General features: G+C 70.4%; 19 protein-coding genes, 1 tRNA gene and 1 riboswitch. Of the genes, 7 read left to right on the forward strand and 13 right to left on the reverse strand.

What is annotated here, in order from left to right; genetic code table 11:
- Positions 1 to 17: 17 nt before the first annotated feature.
- The 5 genes from glcE to NGK70_RS24030 all read right to left on the reverse strand — a co-directional run bounded on the left by glcE (position 18) and on the right by NGK70_RS24030 (position 6,336).
- Complete coding sequence (gene glcE / locus NGK70_RS24010) at positions 18 to 1,142, reverse strand: glycolate oxidase subunit GlcE (RefSeq protein WP_251970961.1); 1,125 nt, start codon at positions 1,140 to 1,142, stop codon at positions 18 to 20.
- A gap of 69 nt (positions 1,143 to 1,211) precedes the next feature.
- Entirely contained in the window at positions 1,212 to 2,774 is a 1,563-nt protein-coding gene (locus tag NGK70_RS24015) for an FAD-linked oxidase C-terminal domain-containing protein (RefSeq protein WP_251970962.1), read from the reverse strand.
- Positions 2,775 to 3,013: 239 nt separating this feature from the next.
- The gene (locus NGK70_RS24020; RefSeq protein WP_428985625.1) at positions 3,014 to 4,237 is read right to left on the reverse strand and encodes an FIST signal transduction protein; all 1,224 of its coding nucleotides are present in this window, start codon (positions 4,235 to 4,237) and stop codon (positions 3,014 to 3,016) included.
- Between the two features lie 21 nt (positions 4,238 to 4,258).
- A complete protein-coding gene (locus NGK70_RS24025; RefSeq protein ID WP_251970964.1) occupies positions 4,259 to 5,125 on the reverse strand; it encodes a PhaM family polyhydroxyalkanoate granule multifunctional regulatory protein in 867 nt (288 codons plus the stop codon).
- Between the two features lie 134 nt (positions 5,126 to 5,259).
- Positions 5,260 to 6,336: a fumarylacetoacetate hydrolase family protein gene (locus NGK70_RS24030; RefSeq protein WP_251970965.1), complete on the reverse strand. Its 1,077-nt coding sequence runs from the start codon at positions 6,334 to 6,336 to the stop codon at positions 5,260 to 5,262.
- Between the two features lie 76 nt (positions 6,337 to 6,412).
- Between NGK70_RS24030 and NGK70_RS24035 the strand changes: the two genes are divergently transcribed.
- The 3 genes from NGK70_RS24035 to NGK70_RS24045 all read left to right on the forward strand — a co-directional run bounded on the left by NGK70_RS24035 (position 6,413) and on the right by NGK70_RS24045 (position 10,517).
- Positions 6,413 to 7,618, forward strand: a complete 1,206-nt coding sequence (locus NGK70_RS24035) for a DUF3108 domain-containing protein (RefSeq protein ID WP_251970966.1) — start codon at positions 6,413 to 6,415, stop codon at positions 7,616 to 7,618.
- An 83-nt stretch (positions 7,619 to 7,701) separates the two neighbouring features.
- Complete coding sequence (locus NGK70_RS24040; protein ID WP_251970967.1) at positions 7,702 to 8,004, forward strand: BTH_I0359 family protein; 303 nt, start codon at positions 7,702 to 7,704, stop codon at positions 8,002 to 8,004.
- Positions 8,005 to 8,129: 125 nt separating this feature from the next.
- Entirely contained in the window at positions 8,130 to 10,517 is a 2,388-nt protein-coding gene (locus NGK70_RS24045) for an ATP-binding protein (protein WP_251970968.1), read from the forward strand.
- A 13-nt stretch (positions 10,518 to 10,530) separates the two neighbouring features.
- On the opposite strand, the gene NGK70_RS24050 is transcribed toward NGK70_RS24045, so the two are convergent.
- Positions 10,531 to 11,757, reverse strand: a complete 1,227-nt coding sequence (locus NGK70_RS24050) for an IS110 family RNA-guided transposase (protein WP_251969340.1) — start codon at positions 11,755 to 11,757, stop codon at positions 10,531 to 10,533.
- 266 nt (positions 11,758 to 12,023) lie between these two features.
- Here NGK70_RS24050 and NGK70_RS24055 point away from each other — a divergent pair, with 266 nt between their 5' ends.
- Positions 12,024 to 13,118, forward strand: coding sequence for a homocysteine S-methyltransferase family protein (locus NGK70_RS24055; protein ID WP_251970969.1), 1,095 nt, complete (start codon positions 12,024 to 12,026; stop codon positions 13,116 to 13,118).
- On the opposite strand, the gene NGK70_RS24060 is transcribed toward NGK70_RS24055, so the two are convergent.
- Positions 13,096 to 13,692: an OmpA family protein gene (locus tag NGK70_RS24060; RefSeq protein WP_251970970.1), complete on the reverse strand. Its 597-nt coding sequence runs from the start codon at positions 13,690 to 13,692 to the stop codon at positions 13,096 to 13,098. The two genes, NGK70_RS24055 and NGK70_RS24060, sit on opposite strands and share 23 nt — an antisense overlap.
- Before the next feature lie 113 nt (positions 13,693 to 13,805).
- A riboswitch (S-adenosyl-L-homocysteine riboswitch) is annotated at positions 13,806 to 13,917 on the forward strand.
- A 63-nt stretch (positions 13,918 to 13,980) separates the two neighbouring features.
- Here NGK70_RS24060 and metH point away from each other — a divergent pair.
- Entirely contained in the window at positions 13,981 to 16,779 is a 2,799-nt protein-coding gene (metH, locus tag NGK70_RS24065) for a methionine synthase (protein ID WP_251970971.1), read from the forward strand.
- 113 nt (positions 16,780 to 16,892) lie between these two features.
- On the opposite strand, the gene proB is transcribed toward metH, so the two are convergent.
- From proB to rplU, 4 genes are all read right to left on the reverse strand, one after another.
- Positions 16,893 to 18,011, reverse strand: coding sequence for a glutamate 5-kinase (gene proB, locus NGK70_RS24070; RefSeq protein WP_251970972.1), 1,119 nt, complete (start codon positions 18,009 to 18,011; stop codon positions 16,893 to 16,895).
- A gap of 38 nt (positions 18,012 to 18,049) precedes the next feature.
- A complete protein-coding gene (cgtA, locus tag NGK70_RS24075; protein WP_251970973.1) occupies positions 18,050 to 19,150 on the reverse strand; it encodes an Obg family GTPase CgtA in 1,101 nt (366 codons plus the stop codon).
- Positions 19,151 to 19,319: 169 nt separating this feature from the next.
- Positions 19,320 to 19,577: a 50S ribosomal protein L27 gene (gene rpmA / locus NGK70_RS24080; protein WP_251970974.1), complete on the reverse strand. Its 258-nt coding sequence runs from the start codon at positions 19,575 to 19,577 to the stop codon at positions 19,320 to 19,322.
- 34 nt (positions 19,578 to 19,611) lie between these two features.
- Positions 19,612 to 19,923: a 50S ribosomal protein L21 gene (rplU, locus tag NGK70_RS24085; RefSeq protein ID WP_251970975.1), complete on the reverse strand. Its 312-nt coding sequence runs from the start codon at positions 19,921 to 19,923 to the stop codon at positions 19,612 to 19,614.
- Between the two features lie 372 nt (positions 19,924 to 20,295).
- Between rplU and ispB the strand changes: the two genes are divergently transcribed.
- Positions 20,296 to 21,237: an octaprenyl diphosphate synthase gene (gene ispB / locus NGK70_RS24090; protein WP_251970976.1), complete on the forward strand. Its 942-nt coding sequence runs from the start codon at positions 20,296 to 20,298 to the stop codon at positions 21,235 to 21,237.
- 18 nt (positions 21,238 to 21,255) lie between these two features.
- Positions 21,256 to 21,332: transfer RNA gene (locus tag NGK70_RS24095), tRNA-Pro, on the forward strand.
- 139 nt (positions 21,333 to 21,471) lie between these two features.
- Here NGK70_RS24095 and NGK70_RS24100 read toward each other — a convergent pair.
- Positions 21,472 to 22,782, reverse strand: a complete 1,311-nt coding sequence (locus NGK70_RS24100) for a leucine-rich repeat-containing protein kinase family protein (RefSeq protein ID WP_251973884.1) — start codon at positions 22,780 to 22,782, stop codon at positions 21,472 to 21,474.
- Positions 22,783 to 22,793: 11 nt separating this feature from the next.
- The gene (arsC, locus tag NGK70_RS24105; protein WP_251970977.1) at positions 22,794 to 23,150 is read right to left on the reverse strand and encodes an arsenate reductase (glutaredoxin); all 357 of its coding nucleotides are present in this window, start codon (positions 23,148 to 23,150) and stop codon (positions 22,794 to 22,796) included.
- Positions 23,151 to 23,155 lie beyond the last annotated feature (5 nt).

Below are 23,155 nucleotides of genomic sequence, written 5' to 3' on the forward strand. Positions count from 1 at the left end.
GTCGGCAGCGGACGCATTCAGAGTTCGGGGTACAGGCGCCCAGGGTTGAACAGGCCATCGGGGTCGAAGGCCTGCTTGAGCTCGCGGTGGATGCGCGCCAGCGGTGCGGCCAACGGGGTGAACACGCTGCCACCGGCGCCGAGCACCGCCGCCTTGTCCCGGGCCCTGAACAGCGTTGCATGCCCACCTGAGCGCGCCGCCAGGGACCGCACGCGCTCGGCCGGCTCGCGCGTGACCCACCAGCGCTGCGCGCCGCCCCATTCGATCAACTGCTCGCCACTCAGCGGCAGCGGCGCCGCCCCGGCAGGCAGGCCGATGCGCCACAGCGCGGCACCGTCGGCCAACGAGCGGCGAGCCTCGGCGAAGAACTCGTCGGTCTGGTCGCGCATGCCGTTCCAGAACCGCTGCGCCAGGTAGGGGTCGATCACCTCTCCCCCCATCTTCGATGCCGCCGAATTCACCGCAGCCACCGCCCCGGACAGGCGCACCACCAGCGCCCCCTGCCACCAGGCGCTGGCATGTACCGGCAGGGGCTGGCCGCCCCAGCCCTGCAGGCGCTCGATGGCCTCGGCCTCGCCGCAGTCGAAGCGCAGCGTCGCCGTGGCGGGCAACACCGGCAGCACCTTCAGCGACACCTCGCAGATCAGGCCCAACACGCCCAGCGAACCGGCCAGCGCACGCGAGACGTCATACCCGGCGACGTTCTTCATCACCTGGCCGCCGAAGCTGAGGACCTCGGCCCGCCCGTTGAGCAGCGTCGCGCCGAGCACGAAGTCGCGCACATTGCCCACGGCCGCCCGGGCCGGTCCGGCCAGGCCCGCCGCCACGACACCACCGATGGTGCCGCCGCGCTGGCCGGGGCGCTCGGGGTCCGGGTAGCGTGGCGGCTCGAAGGGCAGGCACTGCCCCCGTTCGGCCAGCGCCGCCTCCACGTCGGCCAGCGGCGTGCCGGCCCGGGCCGTCAGCACCAGCTCGCTCGGCTCATAGCTGCTGATGCCCGAGAGCTCGCGGGTGTCCAGCGTGGCGCCGCGAATCGCTTCGCCGTAGAAAGACTTGGTGCCGGCACCACGGATGGCCAGTGGTGTGTGCGCCTCCCGCGCAGTGCGCACCCGGTCGACGAGGCTGTTCAGGGCCTTGCTCATGCGATGTGTTCTTCTAGGATCGTTGGGATCGGTGGGATCGATTCGGCGCCGCCTAGCCAAGCCATGCGCTCAGAAGCGGGGCAACTCGGCAAAGGGCAGCAGGCCCTTCTTGACATGCATCCTTCCGTACTCTGCACAGCGGTGCAGCGTCGGGATGACCTTGCCGGGGTTCAACAGCCCGGCGGGGTCGAAGGCCCGCTTGAGTGCCAGCATCTGCTCGCGCTCCTCGGGCGAGAACTGCACACACATCGACGCCAGCTTCTCGATGCCCACGCCATGCTCGCCGGTGACGGTGCCCCCCAGGCGCACGCTGGTCTCCAGGATCTCGGCGCCAAAGGCCTCGGCCCGCGCCAGCTCGCCCGGCTGGTTGGCATCGAAGAGGATCAGCGGGTGCAGGTTGCCGTCCCCGGCGTGGAAGACGTTCACGCAGCGCAGCTCGTAGCGGGCCTCCATCTCGGTGATGGCGGTGAGGATGTCGGCCAGGCGCTTGCGCGGGATGGTCGAGTCCATGCACATGTAGTCGGGGCTGATGCGCCCGCTGGCCGGAAAGGCGTTCTTGCGCCCGCTCCAGAAGCGCAGGCGCTGCGCCTCGTCGCGGCTGACCTCCAGGCGGGTCGCGCCGCAGCCGCTGAGCACCTCGGTCATGCGGCGGATCTCCTCGTCCACCTCCTCGGGCGTGCCGTCGCTCTCGCACAGCAGGATGGCGGCGGCCTTCAGGTCGTAGCCAGCGCGCACGAAGTCCTCGACCGCCGCGGTCATCGGCCGGTCCATCATCTCCAGGCCCGCCGGGATGATGCCCTCGGCAATCACCTGGGCCACCGCCTCGCCCGCCGACTGCACGCTGGCAAAGCTGGCCATGATGCAGCGCGCCACCTGCGGCTTGGGCACCAGCTTGACCGTGACCTCAGTGACCACCGCCAGCATGCCCTCGCTGCCCACCACCAGCGCCAGCAGGTCCAGGCCCGGTGCATCCAGCGCCTCGGAGCCGAACTCCACCGCCTCGCCTTCGATGGTGTAGCCACGCACGCGCAGCACGTTGTGCAGCGTCAGGCCGTACTTCAGGCAGTGCACGCCGCCGGAGTTCTCCGCCACGTTGCCGCCGATGGTGCAGGCGATCTGGCTGGAGGGATCGGGCGCGTAGTACAGCCCGTGCGGCGAGGCCGCCTCGCTGATCGCCAGGTTGCGCACGCCGCACTGCACTCGCGCGATGCGGGCACGCCGGTCCACCGCCAGGATGCGGTTAAAGCGCGCCAGCGACAGCGTCACGCCCATCGCATGCGGCATCGCCCCGCCGGACAGGCCGGTGCCGGCGCCGCGCGCGACCACCGGCACCTCCAGGCGGCGGCAGGTGCGCAGCACGGCCACCACCTGCTCGTCGGTCTCCGGCAGCGCCACCACCAGCGGTCGTTCGCGGTAGGCAGTCAGCCCATCGCATTCGTAGGGGGTGGTGTCCTCGTCCTGCCAGAGCAGCGCGCTGCGCGGCAGCTGCGTGGACAGCGCCGCCACGACCTCGGCCTGGCGCTGGCGACGTGCGGCCGCATCCACCGCCGCAGGCGGGTGGGCAGGAAGGGGCCGGTCGACACCGGCCGACACCGGGGCATCGGCCGCTGCGCGCGGCAAGGGGGCATTCATCGGATCAAGGTCTCCATCGACTGGATTGGCTGCGACTGCGGCCGCGAACGGGCAGCCCGCCCAACCCGCTGCCGCACCCGCGGTGGCCGCGGTGGCACTCGTCAGCCTGCACACCCGCATCGTGCGGGCGCAACCACCTGACACTGTAATACCCGGCGACGCCCTCGTCGGGCTGAGGCATGCATCGAAGGTGATCAATATCGCCGTGGCCGGCGTTCCGCGGGGCTACGATCAGGGCCTCACTCGCGCAGGAACAGCGTCAGCACTCCCGTGTAGCCGTAGAGATGGCGCCGGGCGATCTCGCCACCGGCAAAAAACCCCACCAGCGGCACGTCGCCCAGCGCATGACGCAGGATCTGCATCTCTGCCGATGGCCCGCCGAAATGGGGCCCGCCCCGACCCGAGCAGCTGATGTAGATCGCACCGGCCACGCGGTCCTCGGGCTTGGTCGGCACGCCGTCGGCGGCCACGTCGTCGAACTCCGGCGGGCTGAGCTCGTCGCGCAGCTCCGCGCAGATGCGCACCAAGTCCAGCCGGGCTGCCTGCACGTCGCGCCGACAGAACGCCAGCTGCATGCCAGGCTCAACCCGGTCTGCCACCGCCACGCCGGCGCGCGCCGGGTCCAGGCCGATCAGGTGGCGCACCCGGGTATCGCGGCCGAACTGCCCGCCCCGCGCGAGCACGTCGTCGCGCCCATCGGTCAGCCCCACCAGCGTGGCGCGCAGCCGCGGCAGCGCCTCACGGGGCTCGTCCAGCGTCACGCCCAGGTCACCCAGCAGGCAGGGCAACGCCGGCTGGCCGTCCAGGCCCAGCACCAGGTTGTGCTGCACGGCAGTGACCTGCCGCACCGGGCCGATCGGCTGGCAGCCCTGCGTCAGCCGCGAGCACAGCGACACCGCCGCGCTGAAGCCGACGCCCGACACGCCGCCCGCGTAGACGCCCTGCCCGGCGGAGGCCGCCGATGCGGCTGGCGCGCTGAACTGCACGCTGCGCCCGCGCGAGGCACACAGGCCGCCGAACAGGTAACCCCCGGCGGTGCGCGCGGCCAGCTCCTCGATCAATCCGGGCATGTCCGCCTCGCTGCCGTCGGCATGCACCAGCGCCGCGTGGGCGGCGCCCGCCGCCAGCGGCCGCTCGCCGTTGAAGAGGGTGAAGTGCTCGCGCGGCAGCGCCGCCAGCATGAGCACCAGCGCCGGCTCGTCGAAGTACTCGACGCCGCTGACCGCCACGCCCACCCCCACGCAGCCCACCCAGTCCACGGCGGGCCAGCGCTGGCGCAGCTCGGCGAGGATGGAGTCGGCCGCGTCGGCGTAGTGGTCGGTGATGTAGACCCAGCCCAGCGTGGCCGGCGCGGCGCCCCCTGCGACATCCAGGGCGGCCTGCGCCTCAAGCTGGGCCGCCGCCAGGGCCAGCGCCATGTGCGGGTCCGGGTGGGTGGCGTGGCCGACGCGAAAGGGGCTCAGGCTCATGACGGGTGGACTGCTTCAGGCGGCCGGCTTGCGCTGGGTGGCCTTCTTCGCCGCAGCGGGCTCGGCGGTGGCCGGGTGAGCCGGAGCCTTCTTGGCTGCAGTCTTGGCGGCCTTCTTGGGCGCCGCAGTGGAGGGATCCGCGGAGGCATCCGCAGGCGCGCTCGCGGGGCGCGGCGCCGGCTTCGGCACCGCCTGCACCACGGCCTGCGCGGCGGCCTTGACCGAATCGACCGCCGCGGCAGCCACCGGCGCGGCCTGCGCCATCGCCTCGGTCGCGGCGTCCGTGGCGGCCTTGGCCGTCTCGCTGGCCGCAGCCCCCGCGGCCTGCATGGCCTGGCTGGCCTGGTTGGCCGCCTCGCTGGTGGCCTGCATCGCCTGCGTGGCCAGCTGGGTGAACTGCTGGGTCAGCGCGCCCCACCACTGCATCGGGTCCACCGCGGGTGGCGCCGCCGGGCCATCGTCCTCCGGCTGGTCCGCGGGAGTGGGCGCCGCGGCGGGCGCCGCGCCCTTTGCCGGGGCCGGGGCCGGGGCCGGCGCAGCGGCACTGAAGACATCGGGCACGCGGATCTTCAGCGCCTCGCTGAGGTCACCCATCGACACGTTCATGCCCTGCAGCGCGGACAGCGTCATGCGCTGCACCTCCATGGCCTGGATGGTCGCGGAAATCATGCGGGCGTTCTGCTCCAGCCAGAACTGCACGGTGCGCAGCTCGGCGATGCGGCGGTCCAGCTCGGCCGGGTCGAGCACCGGCGCGACCCACTGACCCATCGCCGGCAGGGTGTGGCCGGCGTTCTTCACCAGGCCTTGCAGGAAGTCGAAACCGGGCACGAACTTGGCAAAGGCGTCGGTGTAGGCCTGGGCGTAGCTGTTGGCATCGGACACGGGGCATCTCCTCGGGGTTCTGGGCGGGGGCGGAACGTGCGCGTCTTGGCGCCGGTCCATTGTGCCGGTGCGCCCGGGTGCTGTCACCGGGACGGGCCGACTGCGCGCCGGCCCGTCCCGGCATCACGTTGGCTTCACACCGGCAGCCAGGCCTGCTCGATCGCACCGCACAGGCTCATCCCGTCGGCGCCGAACAGCTCGATGCGCACCTGGTCGCCCTCCTGCAGCGGCGGCTGCGGCCCGGCGCCGGACGGCACCGGTTCCGTGGGTCGCCCCCGGCCAGCGCGCCCCTTGCGGGCCGGGGCGTCGTCCGCAGCCGGCACAGCGCACAGCGAGCGAGCGCGCTGCTCCAGCCAGGAGGCGCAGCCCGCCGCCCCGGCCTGGCTGACCGGGCCGGCACCGACGACGACGCCCGCACGCAGCGGCCGCTGCCGTGCCAGCTGGGCAATCAGCTGGCCGAAGTGGATGGCCATGCCCTCTGCCGTGTCCAATGCGCCCCAGGGCTGGCCGTTCAGCGCCACCTCGAGGCGGGCCTGCAGCCGGCCACGCTGCCAGCCCGGCCCGAGCTCGTCGAGCGTCACCGCCACCGGTGCACAGGCGGCCCAGCCGCCGAGGTCCTGAGCGCGCTCGGCCAGGTCGAGCAGCTGCGCCGGGTCCTCGGCCGCCGGGTGCAGCGTCCAGTCGTTCACCAACGTCAGCAGCCGCACGCCTTCGAGCGCCTGGTCGGGCGACACGCCCGCCTCGACATCGCCCACGATCACCGCCAGCCCGGCGGCGAAGTCGGGCCACGGTGCCTCGCCACCGGCAGGCGCGCCGAGCGGAAAGAACACGTCGTCGGTGGGCCCGAGCCACATGTCGGCCGGGCACAGGCGCTGTGCGCTTCCATTGCGCAGACCCGCGGGGGGAGTCACCCCGGCGGCCGCGGCGAGCTGCTCGGCATGGCTCGGCCAGGCCCGCGCCAGCGACCGGCCGAAGGCGCGCGGCAGCGGTGCCATGCACATCTGCGGATCGAAGGCGAAGGCGTGGCGCGCCTTGCCGTGGTTGAGCGTCTCGGACAGGTCCTGCAGCAGCGGCGCGAGGAAGTTCCAGTCGTCCAGCACCTGCTGCAGCCGGGTGGCCACGCCGGTGGCGTAGTGGGCCAGGCTCAGGTCGCGTGAGACCACCACCAGCTGGCCATCGCGGGAGCCGTCCTTGTAGGTCGCGAGTTTCATGGGATGAGGCGCGGTCGTGGGGGTTGCGGACGGGGCCGTCCCGGCCCGAAAGGGGCGGCATTGTAGATTTCGCCCCATGAGCTCCCCCTTGCCGCGCCGACGCTGGCTGGCCCTGCTGGGCCTGGGTGCGCTGGTGCTGGCCGTCCACCTCGGGCTGCTGCAGCGCAGCGAGACCCCGGCCCATCGGCCCACCACGCCCTCCGCACCAACCGCCTCGCCACCGTCGGGCACATCGGTGCCGCGAACGGTGATGGCCACGACGGTCGCGACACCGCCCGCCATGGTGCCCACGCCCGCTGCCGAGGTGCCGCAGGACCGAAGAGCCGCTTCAGGCAGCACCGCCGCATCGGCTCTCCCACCGAGCCGCCGGCCCCGCAGCGCCGCCAAGGTGCCTGACCCACCGGCCGGGCCGCCCGGTGCCGTGGCCTTGTCGCCGCCGGCCAGCCCGCAGGAAGCGCCGGTGGCCATCGGGGCAGCCCTGCTGGCCCAGACCGCTGCCCTCGCCCCGGCCTCCGAGCGCCCCGCTGTACACGCCACCACACACACCACCGGACACTCCACCACGTCCTCCACCACGTCCTCCACCACGCCCTCCGCCGCCCCCGCCTGTCCGGCCGTGCGCCCCGAGCACCTGCCGCCTCCCGTCCAGGTGCGCTACAGCCTGCAGCGCGGGGGCCTGCGTGGCGACGGCCTGCTGTCCTGGCAACTGGACGGCGAGCGCTACCGGCTGCGCCTGGAGGGGCAGGTCCCGCTGTTCGGCACGCTGCTGCGCCAGACCAGCGAGGGTGGCGTCGATGCCTGCGGCGTCGCGCCGCTGCGCCACACCGACAAGCGCCTGGGCAAGAGCGAGCGCGCGCTCAGCTTCGTGCGGCCCGCCGCCGGCTCGGCCGAGGCCGACGCGGGTGAACTGCGTTTCTCGACCCGGCCCACCCCCGTCGCGCTGGAGGCGGGCACGCAGGACCGCCTGAGCTGGCTGGTGCAGCTGGCCAGCCGGCTGAACGGCTGGCCGGGCGGCTCCCCGCCCGACGGCAGCCACGTCCCGATGACCGTGGCTGCCGTCGGCGGCGATGTGCAGCGCTGGACCTTCACCGTGATGCGCCACGAGGCGGACGGCCTGCTGCACCTGCGGCGCGAGCCCGATGACCCCTTCGACACCCACGCCGAGGTCTGGACCGACCCTCGGCGCAGCCACTGGCCGGTGCGCGTGGAGCTGCGCGAGGCCCGCGGTGACCCGCTCGTCCTGCAGCTCACCGACTGGCAGCCCCTGCCCCGGCCGCGCTGAACAGCACGGCGGGGCAACATCCCGGGCATCGCCCTTGAAACCTTCGGTGCGCGCCCCACTCTGAGCATCAGGAGGTTGCCACCATGCACATGCTCTACAACTCGGACCACTTTGCCGTCGTCCAGATCGAGGTGCCGGTTCCGCTCGACGCCACTGCGGCCGATGCGGCCACCGAAGGCGTCGGCACGGCCGAGGTGCTGAACCGTGGCGGCTACGAGATCGTCGACAAGCAGACCCGCCGCGGCGTCTTCCTGGACGGCTCGATGGCCGAGCACTTCAAGGCCGGCGTCGAGGACCTGATCCGCCGCTCGCCCAGCGCCGAGGAGATCGACGACTACCTCTCCGGCTACACCCAGCTCGCGCAGCAGCCGGTCGTGCTGCACTGAACCTCCGGTCATCCCCCCACACCCACACTTGCACGGGTTGCCCCGTTGGCGCGAAGATCACCCCGGCGGGGGGTGCCCGCGGGGGTCCGTCGGCCACCCGCCGTGGCCGCCCGGCGGAGGGAACGATGCGCAAGGATGTGACCGCCCCGCCTGCGGGCAAGAGTTCGGCTCGGCGCTCGCGCCAGCGCCTGGGGTCGACCCAGGTGCTGCTGTCGCCCGGGCTGGCCGATGCGCCGGTGCTGGACCGGCTGTGCACCCACTTCATTCTCAGCCTGCTGCAGCGCCAGGCGCTGCGCTTTGCCGGCCGGCGGGACTGGAACAGCGTGCTGGCGCTGACGGCCCGGCACCTGGTCTGGCCGCAGTCGGTGCTGACGCGGCTGCGCGACTTCCTGGGCCGGCGCGTGCGCAGCCACGAGGCCTGGGCCGGGCATGAGGCGCTCGACGACATCGCCTTCCTCACCCGCCACGGCAGCTGGCGCGGCCCCTACGAGGAAGACACGCTGTTCTTCTACCTCGACGAGTACATCAAGGACGCCCCCAAGGACCTGATGGCGGTGCTGGGCACCAGCAACGACTGGCTGGGCGCCAGCCTGCGCGGGGCCCGCACGCTGGTGCAGGACAACGTCGAGCTGCTGTCCGGCCTGCTGCAGCTCAACCCGGGCGAGCGCGCGCTGCTGCTCTACGGCACGCTGGCTCGCTACCAGCGCGACCTGCGCGGCCTGCTGGTGGAGTTCAAGGTCGCCAGCGCCCAGGAGGCCTACGCGGCGATCGCCGAAGTGGCCGGCGTGGACGAGCGCGAGGTGGCCGAGGCGCTGCGCGCCGGCAGCCGGCTGGAGCGCATCGGCATGATCGAGAACCTGATCTCCGAGCACAACATCACGGACCTGGCCGACCTGATGAAGGTCAGCGACCAGCTGCCGCCGGTGCTGATGCGCGAGTACCGCGATCCGCAGGACCTGATGGCGGTGTTCACCCGCCCCGCCACCAAGACCGAGCTGACGCCGACCGACTTCAGCTTCGTCGCCGAGGAGGTGGAGCTGCTCACCACCTTGCTGCACCACGCGGTGCAGCGCCGCGAGGCCGGCGTCAACCTGCTGCTCTACGGCCCGCCTGGCACCGGCAAGACCGAGTTGGCCCGCGTGGCCGCGCAGGCCGCCGGGCTGGAGCTCTACGAGGTGGAATACGCCGACCGCGACGGGAACGCCCTCTCGGGGCGCGACCGCTACCGCTCGCTGCAGATCAGCCAGGTCTTCCTGAAGGCCAGCCCGAACGTGGCGCTGCTCTTCGACGAGGTGGAAGACGTCTTCCCGCCCGTCAGCGCCGACGCCGCCCAGCTGTTGGCGCGCCTGGACAACAGTGGCGAGGGCCCGGCCGGCCACTCGGTCAACGGCAAGGCCTGGGTCAACCAGATCCTGGAGACCAACCCGGTGCCGGTGATCTGGGTGACCAACCGCATCGAGCAGATCGACGTGGCCTTCCGCCGCCGCTTCCAGTACCACCTGGAGCTGAAGTCACCCCCGCCCGGCGCCCGCGAGGCGCTGGTGCAGCGCGCGCTGGCCGGCACCCAGGTCAGTGCCGACTTCACCCAGCGCCTGGCCCAGCGCGGCACGCTGACGCCCGCGCAGATCCGCACCGCGGTGCGCTTCGCCCGGCTGATCGGCACGGCGGCGGCCGACGAGGCCGCGGCAGCACCGGCCGACGAATGTCTGGAGGGCCTGATCGAGCGCCAGCTCGCCCACGCCGACAAGGCGCTGGGCAACGCGAACCGCGGCGACCGCAGCGCGCGCCGAGTGGTCACGCAGTACGACCTAGGGTTGCTGAACGTGGAGTCGCGCTTCCCGGTGCCACGCATCGTCGAGGCGCTGCAGCGCCGCGGGCACGGTGCGCTGTGCTTCTACGGCCCGCCGGGCACCGGCAAGACCGCGCTGGCCGAGCACATCGCCCGCGAGCTGGGCCGAGCGCTGATGATCCGCCAGGCCAGCGACCTGGTCAGCAAGTACGTCGGCGAGACCGAGCAGGCCATGGCGCGCATGTTCGAGGCCGCCGAGCAGGAGCAGGCCGTGCTGCTGCTCGACGAGGCCGACAGCTTCATGCGCAGCCGCCGCCGCGCCGAGCGCAACTACGAGGTCAGCGAGGTCAACGAGATGCTGCAGGGCATGGAGCGCTTTGCCGGCATCTTCATCTGCACCACCAACCTGTTCGAGGACATCGACGAGGCGGCGCTGCGCCGCTTCACCTTCAAGATCCGCTTCCAGCCGCTGACCGGCGCGCAGCGCGAGCGCATGTTCATCGCCGAGGCGCTGGCGGGCGACGCAACCCGCCTGAGCGACGAGCAGCGACAGCGCCTGGCACAGCTCGACCAGCTGGCGGCCGGGGACTTTGCCGCGGTGAGGCGGCAGGTGGACATCCTGGGCACGACCTTCGAGCCCGACGAGTTCCTGGCCCAACTGGAAAGCGAGCACCGTGTCAAACCGCAGGTGAGGGAGCGCCGCGGCATCGGCTTCGTGCACTAGGATGAAACTATCTTCATGCAGCCGGCGTGAGTTGTACGGCGTAACCGATCTGCTGAAGCCTGCGCACCAGTCGGGTGGCGGTCTTGTGGGCGTCGGCGCGATCGAAGTGGGCGGCGCCGAGGTCATGCCACTCGGTGCCGTCGCGCAGCATGTGCCAAGCCGCGGTGAGCATCGAGGCGGCCACGCCGATGATCGCCTTCTTGGCGCCGCGACGAGCGCGCAGGCGGTGGAACTGCGCCTGCAGGTAGCTGCCCTTGACTTTGATGGCTGCCCAGGCGGCTTGCACGAGGGTGGTCTTGAGCCACCTGCCGCCACGGCGCAAGCGAACGCTGCGACGCTTGCCGGCGCTCTCGTCGTTGCGCGGGCACATGCAGGCCCAGGACAGCAGATGAGCCGGGGTGGCGAAGCGCGACATGTCGATACCGATCTCGGCCACGACCACATGGGCGCTGACCTCGCTGAGGCCCGGCATGGTGCTCAGCAGCTTGGCGGCGTGCCGAAAGGGCGCCAGCCCTTGACCCACCTCCTTCTCGATGGCGGCGATGGCCTGATCCAGCGCATCGATGTGCCCCAGGTGCAGCTTGAGCATGAAGCGGTGGTGAGCGCTGACGCGGCCGCGCAGCGCTTCGAGCAACTCGGCACGGCTGGCCTTGACGCGCACGCTGACCAGCGAGACCAGGCGCTCGGGATCGCGCTCGCCGCCGATGAGGGCCTGCAACACGGCCCGGCCGCTCTTGCCCACGATATCGGCCAGCACGACGCCAAGCTTCAAGTTGGCGTCTTCGAGCACCTTCTCGATGCGTTGGACGTGCGCGCTGCGCTCGCGCACGAACTGCTTGCGGGTGCGCGTGAGCGAGCGCAGTTCCTGTACCGCCACCGGCGGCACGAAGCTGGCGCGGATCAGGCCGTGGGCCAGCAAGTCCGCCAGCCACATCGCGTCGTTGACGTCGGTCTTGCGGCCAGGAACGTTCTTCACGTGCGCGGCGTTGGCCAGCACGAGCTCGAAGTGGCCTTCGAGCACGTGCCACACTGGCTTCCAGTACACGCCGGTGGCCTCCATGGCGACGTGCTCGACGCCGAAGGAGTCGAGCCAGTCGCCAAGGGCCAGCAGGCCCGAGGTAGTCGTCTGGAAGGTGCGCACCTCCTGCAAGGGTGGGCCGTCGCGGGCGATGCGCACGCACGCCACCACCGTCTCCTTGTGCACGTCCAGTCCGGCGCAGCGCGGGTAGATCACTTCCATGATCGCCTCCAGTCCGCGGCGACATCGGCATGCGGCCCACGTCATCGAACTCTAGGATGCGTGCTCAGGGGCGCGAAGCCCAAGGCGACAGTGCGGGGTGCTCGTGGAGCCGCGGGTCCAACTGACATACGGGTTCGAGACACCAAGTACGAACCGACCTCTGCGCCGGACGCCGCCACCGCATTACACGCCCGTTTCATGCGTCGCGGGTCGCGCGAAGCGCGGTGGAGCAACTGACATGCAGGCCGGTCCCTAGAATCCCGCCCATGAACGCCGCCCTGCCCACCTCCGCCGTTGCCAACGCCTCTGCCCTGCCCTACACGCGCGCCGCGCAGCTGCCGGCGCTGATGCGCGAGCGCATCCTGGTGCTGGACGGCGCGATGGGCACGATGATCCAACGCTACAAGCTGACCGAGGCGGATTTCCGCGGCACGCGCTTTGCCGACCACCCGACCGACCTGAAGGGCAACAACGACCTGCTGGTGCTCACGCGCCCGGACGTGATCGGCGAGATCCACGACCAGTACCTGGCCGCCGGCTCGGACCTGATCGAGACCAACACCTTCGGCGCCAACCGCGTGGCGCAGGAGGACTACGGCCTGGGCGACATCGCCTACGAGATGAACGTGGCCGCCGCCCGGCTGGCACGCGCCTGCTGCGACAAGTACTCGAGCGCCGACAAGCCGCGCTTCGTCGCCGGCGCCCTCGGCCCGACGCCGCGTACCGCCAGCATCAGCCCGGACGTGAACGACCCGGGGGCGCGCAACACGAGCTTCGACGAACTCAAGGCCGCCTACCTCGAACAGGCCCGGGGGCTGCTGGATGGCGGTGCCGACCTGTTCCTGATCGAAACCATCTTCGACACGCTCAACGCCAAGGCAGCGATCTTCGCGGTCGACGAGCTGATGGAGGAAACCGGCGAGCGCCTGCCGGTGATCATCTCCGGCACCGTCACCGACGCCTCGGGCCGCATCCTGTCAGGCCAGACGGTGGGCGCCTTCTGGCACAGCGTGCGGCACGCCCGGCCGCTGGCCATCGGCCTGAACTGCGCGCTGGGCGCCACGCTGATGCGCCCGTACATCGAGGAGCTGTCGAAGATCGCCGGTGACACCGCGGTCTCCTGCTACCCCAACGCCGGCCTGCCCAACCCGATGAGCGACACCGGCTTCGACGAGACGCCCGAGGTCACCGGCCGGCTGGTGGAGGAGTTCGCCCGCGACGGCTTCCTCAACATCGCCGGTGGCTGCTGCGGCACCACGCCGGACCACATCCGCGCGATCGCCGAGCGCGTGGGCCGTTACCGCCCGCGCTGCGTGCACACGCAGGCCTTGCAGACCTTCACCGGGCTGCTCGCCGCCTGAGTTCCACCAGCGTGATCTCGGTCAGCCCCATGGCGTGACGCTGCGGGGCCGTGAAGCGCTTGACCGCCACGCCCTTGAGCACCAGGTAGTCGCGCACCGCCGCGGCGCGGTCGGGGCCGATCCAGCCCGAGCCGCCGGCATCGATCGGGCCAGCCACGCGCACCGTCCAGTTCCCCTCACGGCGCAACGGCTCGACCAGCCGGTCCAGCACCGCCGCCAGCGCCGGCCTGACCGCGGCCCGACCGGGCTCAAAGCCGTGCGGCTGCGGCACGCTGATGCGCAGGAAGTCCGCCGCCGCGGTTTCGCCCATTTCCAGCTGCAGCGGGGTGCCGGCAAACTCGCGCGCCAGGCGACTGCGCAGACCATCCAGGCCGGGCTGGTCAGGGGCCGGCTCGGGCAGGGAGCCTGGCTTCGGCGGCGGGATGGCGGGCGTCGCCCCACCGCCTGACTTGGGCCCGCCGCCTGCGCAGCCACCCAGCAGCGCGGTGAGCGTCGCGCCGGTGGCCGCGGCGCCCCAGATCAGGCAGCGGCGCCGCGCTGCACCCGCCATGTGGTCATCGGTTGTTCGTGACATATTCACGGCCTATTGTCCCGTGCACGCTTCAGGTGCACAAGGCCGACCGGCCTGTCGACAGGGTCACAGCGCCAGCGCTGCAGCGAGCCAGGAGGGCCCATTACAATGCGCGCCTTCCCGAGGGGCGTTGCAACAGGGGGTGGCCAGGCCACCCGCTGCCAGGCTCGGGGCGGTGGGCCAGTCCGGCATCCGGAGCAGACCACCCTGCAACGACGCTCACCCTTGCCCGCCATGGGCATCACGGGTGGGCCGTGGTGTCGCGTGGCTGGCCCGAGTTGCAGCCCGGCCATGAACACCTCCCCCACCGCGTCCCCCTCCTCCCCCGCCGCCAGCGTGCCCCCGATGCGGCTGTCCGGCCTGGAACCGGTGTCGATCGGCGACGGATCGTTGTTCGTCAACGTCGGCGAGCGCACCAACGTCACCGGCAGCCGGGTGTTCGCCAGGATGATCCTGGCCGGCGAATACGAGAAGGCCCTGGCCGTGGCGCGCCAGCAGGTCGAGAACGGCGCCCAGGTCATCGACATCAACATGGACGAGGCCATGCTCGACAGTCAGGCGGCGATGGTGCGCTTCCTGAACCTGATCGCCGGCGAGCCCGAGATCGCGCGCGTGCCGATCATGATCGACTCGTCCAAGTGGGAGGTGATCGAGGCGGGCCTGAAGTGCATCCAGGGCAAGGGCATCGTCAACTCGATCTCGCTCAAGGAAGGCGAGGCCGAGTTCAAGCGCCAGGCCAAGCTGGTCCGGCGCTATGGCGCCGCCGCCGTGGTGATGGCCTTCGACGAGGCCGGCCAGGCCGACACCTTCCAGCGCAAGATCGACATCTGCGCACGGGCCTACAAGATCCTTGTGGACGAGGTCGACTTCCCGCCCGAAGACATCATCTTCGACCCGAACATCTTCGCCATCGCCACCGGCATCGAGGAGCACGACAACTACGCGGTCGACTTCATCAACGCCACGCGCTGGATCAAGCAGCACCTGCCGGGCGCGAAGGTCTCGGGCGGCGTGTCGAACGTGTCGTTCAGCTTCCGCGGCAACGAGCCGGTGCGCGAGGCCATCCACACCGTCTTCCTGTACCACGCCATCCAGGCGGGCATGGACATGGGCATCGTCAACGCCGGCATGGTGGGCGTCTATGACGACCTGGAGCCGGTGCTGCGCGAGCGCGTCGAGGACGTGGTGCTGAACAGGACGCCGTCCTACAAGGCCGGCGAGCCGCAACTCTCTGCGGGCGAGCGCCTGATCGAGATCGCCGAATCGGCCAAGGGCGCGGCCAAGGACGACAGCGCCAAGCTGGCCTGGCGCGGCACGGCCGAGGCACCCGTGAGCGTCGAGGACCGCCTGAGCCACGCGCTGGTGCACGGCATCACCGACTTCATCGAGCTCGACACCGAAGAAGCCTGGCAGGCGATTGCTGCCAAGGGCGGCCGCCCGCTGCACGTCATCGAAGGCCCGCTGATGGCGGGCATGAACATCGTCGGCGACCGCTTCGGTGCCGGCAAGATGTTCCTGCCCCAGGTGGTGAAGTCCGCCCGCGTCATGAAGCAGGCCGTGGCGCACCTGCTGCCCTACATCGAAGCCGAGAAGAAGGCGCTGGCTGACGCGGGCGGCGACGTGAAGCCCAAGGGCAAGATCGTCATCGCCACCGTGAAGGGCGACGTACACGACATCGGCAAGAACATCGTCACGGTGGTCCTGCAGTGCAACAACTTCGAGGTCGTCAACATGGGCGTGATGGTCCCGTGCCAGGACATCCTGAAGAAGGCCAAGGAAGAAGGCGCGGACATCATCGGCCTGTCGGGCCTGATCACGCCGAGCCTGGAAGAGATGCAGCACGTTGCTGCCGAAATGCAGCGCGACGAGTACTTCCGCAGCAAGGGCACGCCGCTGCTGATCGGTGGGGCCACGTGTTCACGCGTGCACACCGCTGTCAAGATCGCGCCGAACTACACGGGGCCGGTGGTCTACGTGCCCGACGCCAGCCGCTCGGTGGGCGTGTGCTCGGACCTGCTGAGTGATGAACGCGCCGCCAGGTACATCGCCGAGCTGAACGCCGACTACGAGCGCGTGCGCGAGCAGCACGCCAACAAGAAGGTCACGCCGCTGGTCACGCTGGCCCAGGCGCGCGCCAACAAGACGCCCGTCGACTGGGCCGCCTACACACCGCCCGCGCCCAAGTTCATCGGCCGGCGCGTGTTCCGCAACCAGAACCTGGCCGAGCTGGCCCAGTGCATCGACTGGGCGCCCTTCTTCCAGACCTGGGACCTGGCTGGCAAGTTTCCGGACATCCTCAAGGACAGCGTCGTCGGCGAGGAAGCCGTGCGCGTCTACAGCGACGGCAAGCGCCTGCTGCAGCGCCTGATCGAAGGCCGCTGGCTGCAGGCCAACGGGGTGATCGGCCTGTGGCCGGCCAACACGGTGGACGACGACGTGATCGAGGTCTACACCGACGAGTCGCGCAGCGAGGTGCTGCTGCGCTGGCAGCCGCTGCGCCTGCAGACCGAGCGACCGGTGATCGACGGCGTGCCGAGGCCGAACCGCTCGCTGGCCGACTTCATCGCGCCCAAGGGCACCAAAGCCGACTACATCGGCCTGTTCGCCGTCACCGCCGGCCTGAACATCGAGAAGAAGGAAGCGCAGTTCCTCGCCGACCACGACGACTACAGCGCCATCATGCTCAAGGCCCTGGCCGACCGCCTGGCCGAAGCCTTCGCCGAGCACCTGCACCAGCGCGTGCGCACCGAGCTGTGGGGCTACGCGCCGGACGAGGCGCTGAGCAACGACGAGTTGATCAAGGAGGCTTACCGCGGCATCCGCCCGGCACCGGGCTACCCGGCCTGCCCGGACCACAGCGTCAAGCGCGCGATGTTCGAGGTGCTCGACGCCGCCGAAATCGGCATGGGCCTGACCGAGAGCCTGGCCATGACCCCGGCCGCCTCCGTCAGCGGCTTCTACCTCGCCCACCCGGAGGCGGCGTACTTCAACGTCGGCCGGATCGGCGAGGACCAGCTGGCGGACTATGCGGCGCGGGCCGCGATGGACGAGGCCGCAGCCCGCCGGGCATTGGCGCCGCAGCTGGGCTGAACGCCCTGCCTTCCTTCCCCCTTTGAAAAAGGGGGACCGAGGGGGATTTGATCAGTGGGGAGGGTGGCAAATCCCCCCTGCCCCCTTTTTCAAGGGGGGGGAAAACCGGTCGGTCAAGCCAGGACGAGGTTATCTCGGTGGATCAGCTCGGGCTCGTTGGCGTACCCCAGCAGGCCCTCGATCTGCGAGGAGGGCTTGCGGGCGATGCGGCGGGTTTCGCTGGCCGTGTAGTTGGCCAGGCCGCGGGCCACTTCGATCCCGGCGGGTGAACGCACGGCGATCACGTCGCCGCGGGCGAATTCGCCCTGCACTTCGACCACGCCGATGGGCAACAGGCTCTTGCCCTCGTCGCGCAGCTTCACCACCGCGCCGTCGTCGATCACCACCGCACCGCGCATCTGCAGGTGGTCGGCCATCCACTGCTTGCGCGCCGCCACCTTGGCGGTGGTCGCCACCAGGAGCGTTCCGATGGATTCGCCCGCCACCAGGCGCAGCAGGGCGTCCTGCTCGCGGCCCCAGGCGATCACCGTGGAGGCGCCGCTGCCTGCTGCCCGCTTGGCGGCGAGGATCTTGGTGATCATCCCGCCTTTGCCGATCGAGCTGCCGGCCCCACCGGCCATCTGCTCCAGCTCGGGCGTGCCGGCCTGGGCCTCGTGGATGAACTGCGCGTCGGGGTCCTTGCGCGGATCGGCCGAATACAGGCCCTTCTGGTCGGTGAGGATCACCAGCACATCGGCCTCGACCAGGTTGGCCACCAGCGCGCCCAGGGTGTCGTTGTCGCCCACCTTGATCTCGTCGGTGACCACGGTGTCGTTCTCGTTGATCACCGGCACCACGCCCAGCTCCAGCAGGGTCAGCAGCGTGCTGCGGGCGTTCAGGTAGCGCTCGCGGTCGGCCAGATCGGCATGGGTGAGCAGCACCTGCGCGCTGCCCAGGCCCTGCTCGCGCAGGGACGTTTCGTAGATCTGCGCCAGGCCCATCTGGCCGACGGCGGCCGCCGCCTGCAACTCGTGCACTTCCTTCGGCCGGGTGGCCCAGCCCAGGCGCTTCATGCCCTCGGCGATCGCTCCCGACGACACCATCACCACCTCGCGGCCCTGGCGCACCAGCGCGGCCAGCTGCACGCACCAGGCGTTGATCGCCTCGGCGTCCAGGCCCCGGCCCTCGTTGGTCACCAGGCTGGAACCCACCTTGACGACGATGCGGCGGGCGTTCTTCAGGATGTCACTCATGATGCGTGGGGCAGTGGCAGCGGTTCAGCCGGCCAGTGTCAGCGAAAACGGGGATCGTCCGCGGCGGGCGGCACCGGTGCGTCCTCGGGTTCGGCAAAACGCACGTCCGGCTCCTCGATCGGCGGCGCGTTCAAGGCGGCGACGTACTGGTACAGCGCGCGCACCAGCGGCTCGCAGCCCTCACGGGTCAGCGCCGAGATCTCGTAGACCGGGCCCTTCCAGCGCAGGCGCTTGACGAAGTCCTTCACCCGTGCGGCACGCTCTTCGGCCGGCACCATGTCCAGCTTGTTGAGCACGAGCCAGCGCGGCTTGTCGTACAGGTCCTTGTCGTACTTCTTCAGCTCACCGACGATGGCCTTAGCCTGGGCGACGGGGTCCACCTCGTCGTCGAACGGCGCCATGTCGACCAGGTGCAGCAGCACGCGGGTGCGCTGCAGGTGACGCAGGAAGAGGTGACCCAGGCCGGCCCCCTCGGACGCGCCCTCGATCAGCCCCGGCACGTCGGCGACGACGAAGCTCTGGCTCGGTCCCACGCGCACCACGCCCAGGTTCGGGTGGAGCGTCGTGAACGGGTAGTCGGCGATCTTGGGCCGGGCGTTGGAGATCGCCGCGATCAGCGTGGACTTGCCGGCGTTGGGCATGCCCAGCAGGCCCACGTCGGCCAGCACGCGCAGCTCCAGCTTCAGCGCATGGGCCTCCCCGGGCCAGCCGGGGGTCTTCTGGCGCGGCGCCCGGTTGGTGCTGGTCTTGTAGTGGAGGTTGCCGAAGCCGCCGTCACCGCCCTTGGCGAGGATGATCCGCTCGCCATCCGTGAGCAGCTCGGCAATGCGCTCGCCGGTCTCGGCGTCGCTGATGATCGTGCCCACCGGCATGCGCAGGGTCACGTCCTCTCCGGCGGCACCGAACTGGTCCGAGCCCCGCCCGGCCTCGCCGTTGCGCGCTTCGTGGCGGCGCGTGTAGCGGAAATCCACCAGCGTGTTGAGGTTGCGGTCGGCCACCGCATAGACGTGGCCGCCGCGCCCGCCGTTGCCGCCATCGGGCCCGCCGAAGGGAATGAACTTCTCGCGCCGGAAGCTGCAGCAGCCCGCGCCTCCTTGGCCCGCCGCCACGTCGATGGTGACTTCGTCGACGAACTTCATCTGGGGACTCCTGAGCTGGACGGATGGGCCGGCATCACTACAGGAGGGAATGCTGCGTTCGCCGGCGCAACGCAGCCCATCTTTGAAGCGCCCCGTGAGGCGCTCAATGCAAAAAGCCCCGGCGGACCGGGGCTCCTCTTGGTCTGGACCAAACCAGACTCGTCGTCGCTCAGACCGGGGTGATCACCACGGTCTTGCGGCTCAGGGGGCCCTTCACAGCGAAGGACACCTTGCCGTCCACCAGCGCAAACAGGCTGTGGTCGCGGCCCATGCCGACGTTCGGGCCGGCATGGAAACGGGTGCCGCGCTGGCGCACGATGATCGAGCCGGCGCTCACCAGCTCACCACCGAAGGCCTTGACGCCGAGCATCTTCGGCTGGGAGTCGCGGCCGTTCCGTGTGGAACCGCCGCCTTTTTTCTGTGCCATCTTTCAGCTCCTGGATCGTGAACGGGCTAGCCGATCAGCCCTGCACCGCTGCGATCTGCAGCTCGGTGTAGTTCTGACGATGGCCCTGGTGCTTCTGGTAGTGCTTGCGACGGCGCATCTTGAAGATGCGGACCTTGTCGTGCCTGCCATGCGCCAACACCGTGGCAGTGACCGTTGCGCCTTCAACCAAGGGCGTGCCCACCTTCAGCTCCGCGCCGCTACCGAGCGCGAGAACCTGGTCGATCACGATCTCTTGGCCAACTTCCGCAGCAATCTGTTCTACCTTGATCTTCTCGCCGGCAGCAACCTTGTATTGCTTGCCACCGGTTTTTATGACCGCGTACATATCAGCCTTTCCACTACATCGCCCCGGGCCCAGGCCCAGGCTCTCTCCAGCCCTGGGCGGCGTGACACCAACCCATGACCGCACTGCTTCGCCGCTTTTGATGCCTTCGAAGAAGGCCCGGCAGACGGTCGAAGCGTGGGATGATAACACGACGGCGGCCTACCGCACAGGCACCGCCTGCACAAACCAGGCTTCGCGCAGCGGCGCCGACACAGGCCGATCCAACGCAACGGCCAATATGTGACAGCCTTCCTATAATCCGCCACCTTGCGCCCGCGTTCTCCGCGGTGCGAACCGACCCACGCCGTCCCGTATCCCGTGAGCCTAGCCGCCGTTCCCGCCTCGAAAACGCCCTCGTCCGTGCAGCAGTTGATGGCCCCGGAGATGGCGCAGGTCGACGCCGTGATCCAGCGCCGGCTGGCCTCCGAGGTGGTGCTGATCAACCAGATCTCGCATTACATCGTCAGCGCAGGCGGCAAACGCATCCGCCCGATGCTGGTGCTGCTGTTCTCACGCGCATTGGGCTTCGAGGGACCGGAACGCTTCGAGCTGGCCGCCACGGTGGAGTTCATCCACACCGCGACCCTTTTGCACGACGACGTCGTTGATGAGTCCGCCCTGCGCCGTGGCCGCCAGACCGCCAACGCCCTGTTCGGCAACGCCGCGAGCGTGCTGGTAGGCGACTTTCTGTACTCGCGCGCCTTCCAGATGATGGTCTCGGTGGACCGCATGCGCGTGCTGGAGGTGCTCGCTGACGCCACCAACGTGATCGCCGAGGGCGAGGTGCTGCAGCTGCTCAACATGCATGAGCCCGACATCACGGTCGAGGACTACCTGCGTGTGATCCGCTACAAGACTGCCAAGCTCTTCGAGGCCAGTGCCCGCCTGGGCGCCGTGCTCGCCGGCACGCCAGAAGCGGTCGAAGAGGCCTGCGCCTCCTACGGCAGGGCACTCGGCACCGCCTTCCAGCTCGTGGACGACCTGCTCGACTATGAGGGCGCCACCGCCGAGCTGGGCAAGAACGTCGGCGACGACCTGCGCGAAGGCAAGCCCACGCTGCCGCTGCTGTATGCCATGAGCCACGGCACACCCGAGCAGCGCGAACTCATCCGCCACGCCATCCAGCACGGCGAAGTGGAGCGCCTGCCCGATATCGTCGAGATCGTGCGCTCGACCGGCGCCCTGGAAGCCACCCGTGCCGCTGCGCGCGAGGAGGCTCGCAAGGCCAGCACTCATATTTCTTCACTACCCCCTTCCGAATTCAAGGAAGGTCTGCTACAGTTATGTGTTCAGGCTGTTGAGAGAAAGACGTAAGTCAATCGACGCAGCAAGCGGGGTGTAGCTTAGCCTGGTAGAGCGCTACGTTCGGGACGTAGAGGCCGGAGGTTCGAATCCTCTCACCCCGACCAGGATCTTTGAAATAAGGCCGCGCAATGCGCGGCCTTATTCATTTCCGAGACCGAACCCGCTCGGTTCGGCCTCGGCCCACGCGGGTGTGCCTGCGACGCCTGTCGCGCGCTCACGACGCGACACCGCCGCACCGGGCCCTCAGCCCCCTGCGGCCAGACCTGCGACCTGCGCCACCACCTCATCGAAGGTCGGACGAACACCCACGTTGGGCTGCGTGCAGGCCCCGGCCAGATCGCGCAGGGCCGGCACGTCGGTCATGCAGCGCCGCAGCAGTTCCTCGGCCAACAGCCCCCAGGCCCGCACCTCGATACGGCGCAGCGCCTCGCCGAGGCTCGATGGCAGCAGCCTCGACGCTGCACCAAAGTCCGACAGAACCGCCGCGCCGCCTTGCCCATCCCAGGCGATGTTGTGGGCATACAGGTCGCCATGCGACCAGCCCCGCCGGTGCAGGTGCGCCATCGCGTTGGCGGTGCAGCGCAGCAACCGCACGACGGCCGTGCCCGACAGGCGCAGGGCTGGGTCGTACACATCGCGGCTGCAGCTCTCCAGGCTGGGCGGCCCCGCGAGCGTCTGCCAACCCGATGGCAGCAGCGGCATCACCAGCGCCTGCTGGCCGGCTGGGGCATCGGCGACCCGGCCGAGCGCGGCGATCAGGTGCGGATGCGCCCCGGCCGCCAGGCAGGCCGCCATCTCGCGTTCGGGCAGGCCGTCGCTGGTCATCGCGCCCTTGAAGAGCTTCACCGCCACCTCGCGGACGCCACCGTTGGCCAGCGGGGCTCCGCGCCAAAGCCCGCGGTGGATGCGGCCGGAAGCGCCCTCGCCCAGCAACGCGCCCAGCTGCAGCTGCGCCCAGGGCAGGTCGGCGACGATCGGCGTGGCATCCGTCGGCTCCAGCGGGTTGCCCGCCCAGGCCAGCCAGGCCAGGCGCGGCAGCTCCGCCAGCCAGCCGGGCCAGTGTTCGAGGCGATTGGCAGACAGCCGCAGCAGCTCCAGCGAGCGGGCCTGCGCGAGCGACGCAGGCAGCGCGCTGAGCCGGTTGCCGGCAAGCATCAGTTTCTGCAATGCTGGGCGCTCACCCAGAGTCGCCGGCAGCCGCTCGAGGGCGTTGTCGGTCAGCGTCAACCAGCGCAGCTGCGGCGGCAGCGCCTCGCCAGGCAGCTCACGCAGGCCGCAGCCGCGCAGGCCAATCTGGCTGAGCGCCGGGCAGTCGCCCAGCACCGGCGGCAGCCGCTCGAAGCGGTTGCCTGACGCAAACAGCACCTTCAGCCGCTGGAGGCGGCTGAAATCGGCCGGCAGCGCCGTCAGCGCGTTGCCCGTCACGTCGAGCTGCTCCAGCGTGTCCGCCAGGCCGAGCACCTCGGCCGGCAGCTCGGTCAGCCCGCCACGCAAGGTGAGTGAACGCGCACCCGCCAGATCGCCGCGGCGCAGCGCCGCCAGCGTGGGATCGATGGCTGGCGCGCTCACGCCGGCAGGATCTCGCGCACCACCTCGGGTGGCCGGCACAGCCGCGTGCCGCTCGGCGTCACGACAAAGGGCCGGTTGATCAGCAGCGGGTGCGCCAGCATCGCGTCGATCAGCGCCGCGTCGGTGGCACCGTCCAGGCCCAGCTCCGCGTAGACCGCCTCCTTGGTGCGGATCACCTCGCGCGGCGTCAGGCCGGCAGCGCGGATCAGCCCTTCGAGCGTCGCTCGGTCCGGCGGCGTTTTCAGGTAGTCGATCACCCGCGGCTCGATGCCAGCGGCCTGGATCAGCGCCAGCGCGCCACGCGAGTTGCTGCAGCGGGCGTTGTGATAGATCGTGACGGTGGGCTCGGTCATGGGTT

It is taken from the genome of Sphaerotilus microaerophilus, from assembly GCF_023734135.1.
Taxonomy (GTDB): domain Bacteria; phylum Pseudomonadota; class Gammaproteobacteria; order Burkholderiales; family Burkholderiaceae_C; genus Sphaerotilus; species Sphaerotilus microaerophilus.

What these genes read in the sequence shown, in the direction of transcription:
- rpmA (WP_251970974.1), bottom strand. Translation starts at nt 19,577, where the DNA reads ATGGCACAGAAAAAAGGCGGCGGTTCCACACGGAACGGCCGCGACTCC.
- NGK70_RS24060 (WP_251970970.1), bottom strand. Translation starts at nt 13,692, where the DNA reads ATGTCACGAACAACCGATGACCACATGGCGGGTGCAGCGCGGCGCCGC.
- NGK70_RS24040 (WP_251970967.1), top strand. Translation starts at nt 7,702, where the DNA reads ATGCACATGCTCTACAACTCGGACCACTTTGCCGTCGTCCAGATCGAG.
- NGK70_RS24055 (WP_251970969.1), top strand. Translation starts at nt 12,024, where the DNA reads ATGAACGCCGCCCTGCCCACCTCCGCCGTTGCCAACGCCTCTGCCCTG.
- rplU (WP_251970975.1), bottom strand. Translation starts at nt 19,923, where the DNA reads ATGTACGCGGTCATAAAAACCGGTGGCAAGCAATACAAGGTTGCTGCC.
- NGK70_RS24030 (WP_251970965.1), bottom strand. Translation starts at nt 6,336, where the DNA reads ATGAAACTCGCGACCTACAAGGACGGCTCCCGCGATGGCCAGCTGGTG.
- ispB (WP_251970976.1), top strand. Translation starts at nt 20,296, where the DNA reads ATGGCCCCGGAGATGGCGCAGGTCGACGCCGTGATCCAGCGCCGGCTG.
- cgtA (WP_251970973.1), bottom strand. Translation starts at nt 19,150, where the DNA reads ATGAAGTTCGTCGACGAAGTCACCATCGACGTGGCGGCGGGCCAAGGA.
- arsC (WP_251970977.1), bottom strand. Translation starts at nt 23,150, where the DNA reads ATGACCGAGCCCACCGTCACGATCTATCACAACGCCCGCTGCAGCAAC.
- NGK70_RS24035 (WP_251970966.1), top strand. Translation starts at nt 6,413, where the DNA reads ATGAGCTCCCCCTTGCCGCGCCGACGCTGGCTGGCCCTGCTGGGCCTG.
- NGK70_RS24015 (WP_251970962.1), bottom strand. Translation starts at nt 2,774, where the DNA reads ATGAATGCCCCCTTGCCGCGCGCAGCGGCCGATGCCCCGGTGTCGGCC.
- metH (WP_251970971.1), top strand. Translation starts at nt 13,981, where the DNA reads ATGAACACCTCCCCCACCGCGTCCCCCTCCTCCCCCGCCGCCAGCGTG.
- NGK70_RS24045 (WP_251970968.1), top strand. Translation starts at nt 8,130, where the DNA reads ATGCGCAAGGATGTGACCGCCCCGCCTGCGGGCAAGAGTTCGGCTCGG.
- NGK70_RS24050 (WP_251969340.1), bottom strand. Translation starts at nt 11,757, where the DNA reads ATGGAAGTGATCTACCCGCGCTGCGCCGGACTGGACGTGCACAAGGAG.
- proB (WP_251970972.1), bottom strand. Translation starts at nt 18,011, where the DNA reads ATGAGTGACATCCTGAAGAACGCCCGCCGCATCGTCGTCAAGGTGGGT.
- glcE (WP_251970961.1), bottom strand. Translation starts at nt 1,142, where the DNA reads ATGAGCAAGGCCCTGAACAGCCTCGTCGACCGGGTGCGCACTGCGCGG.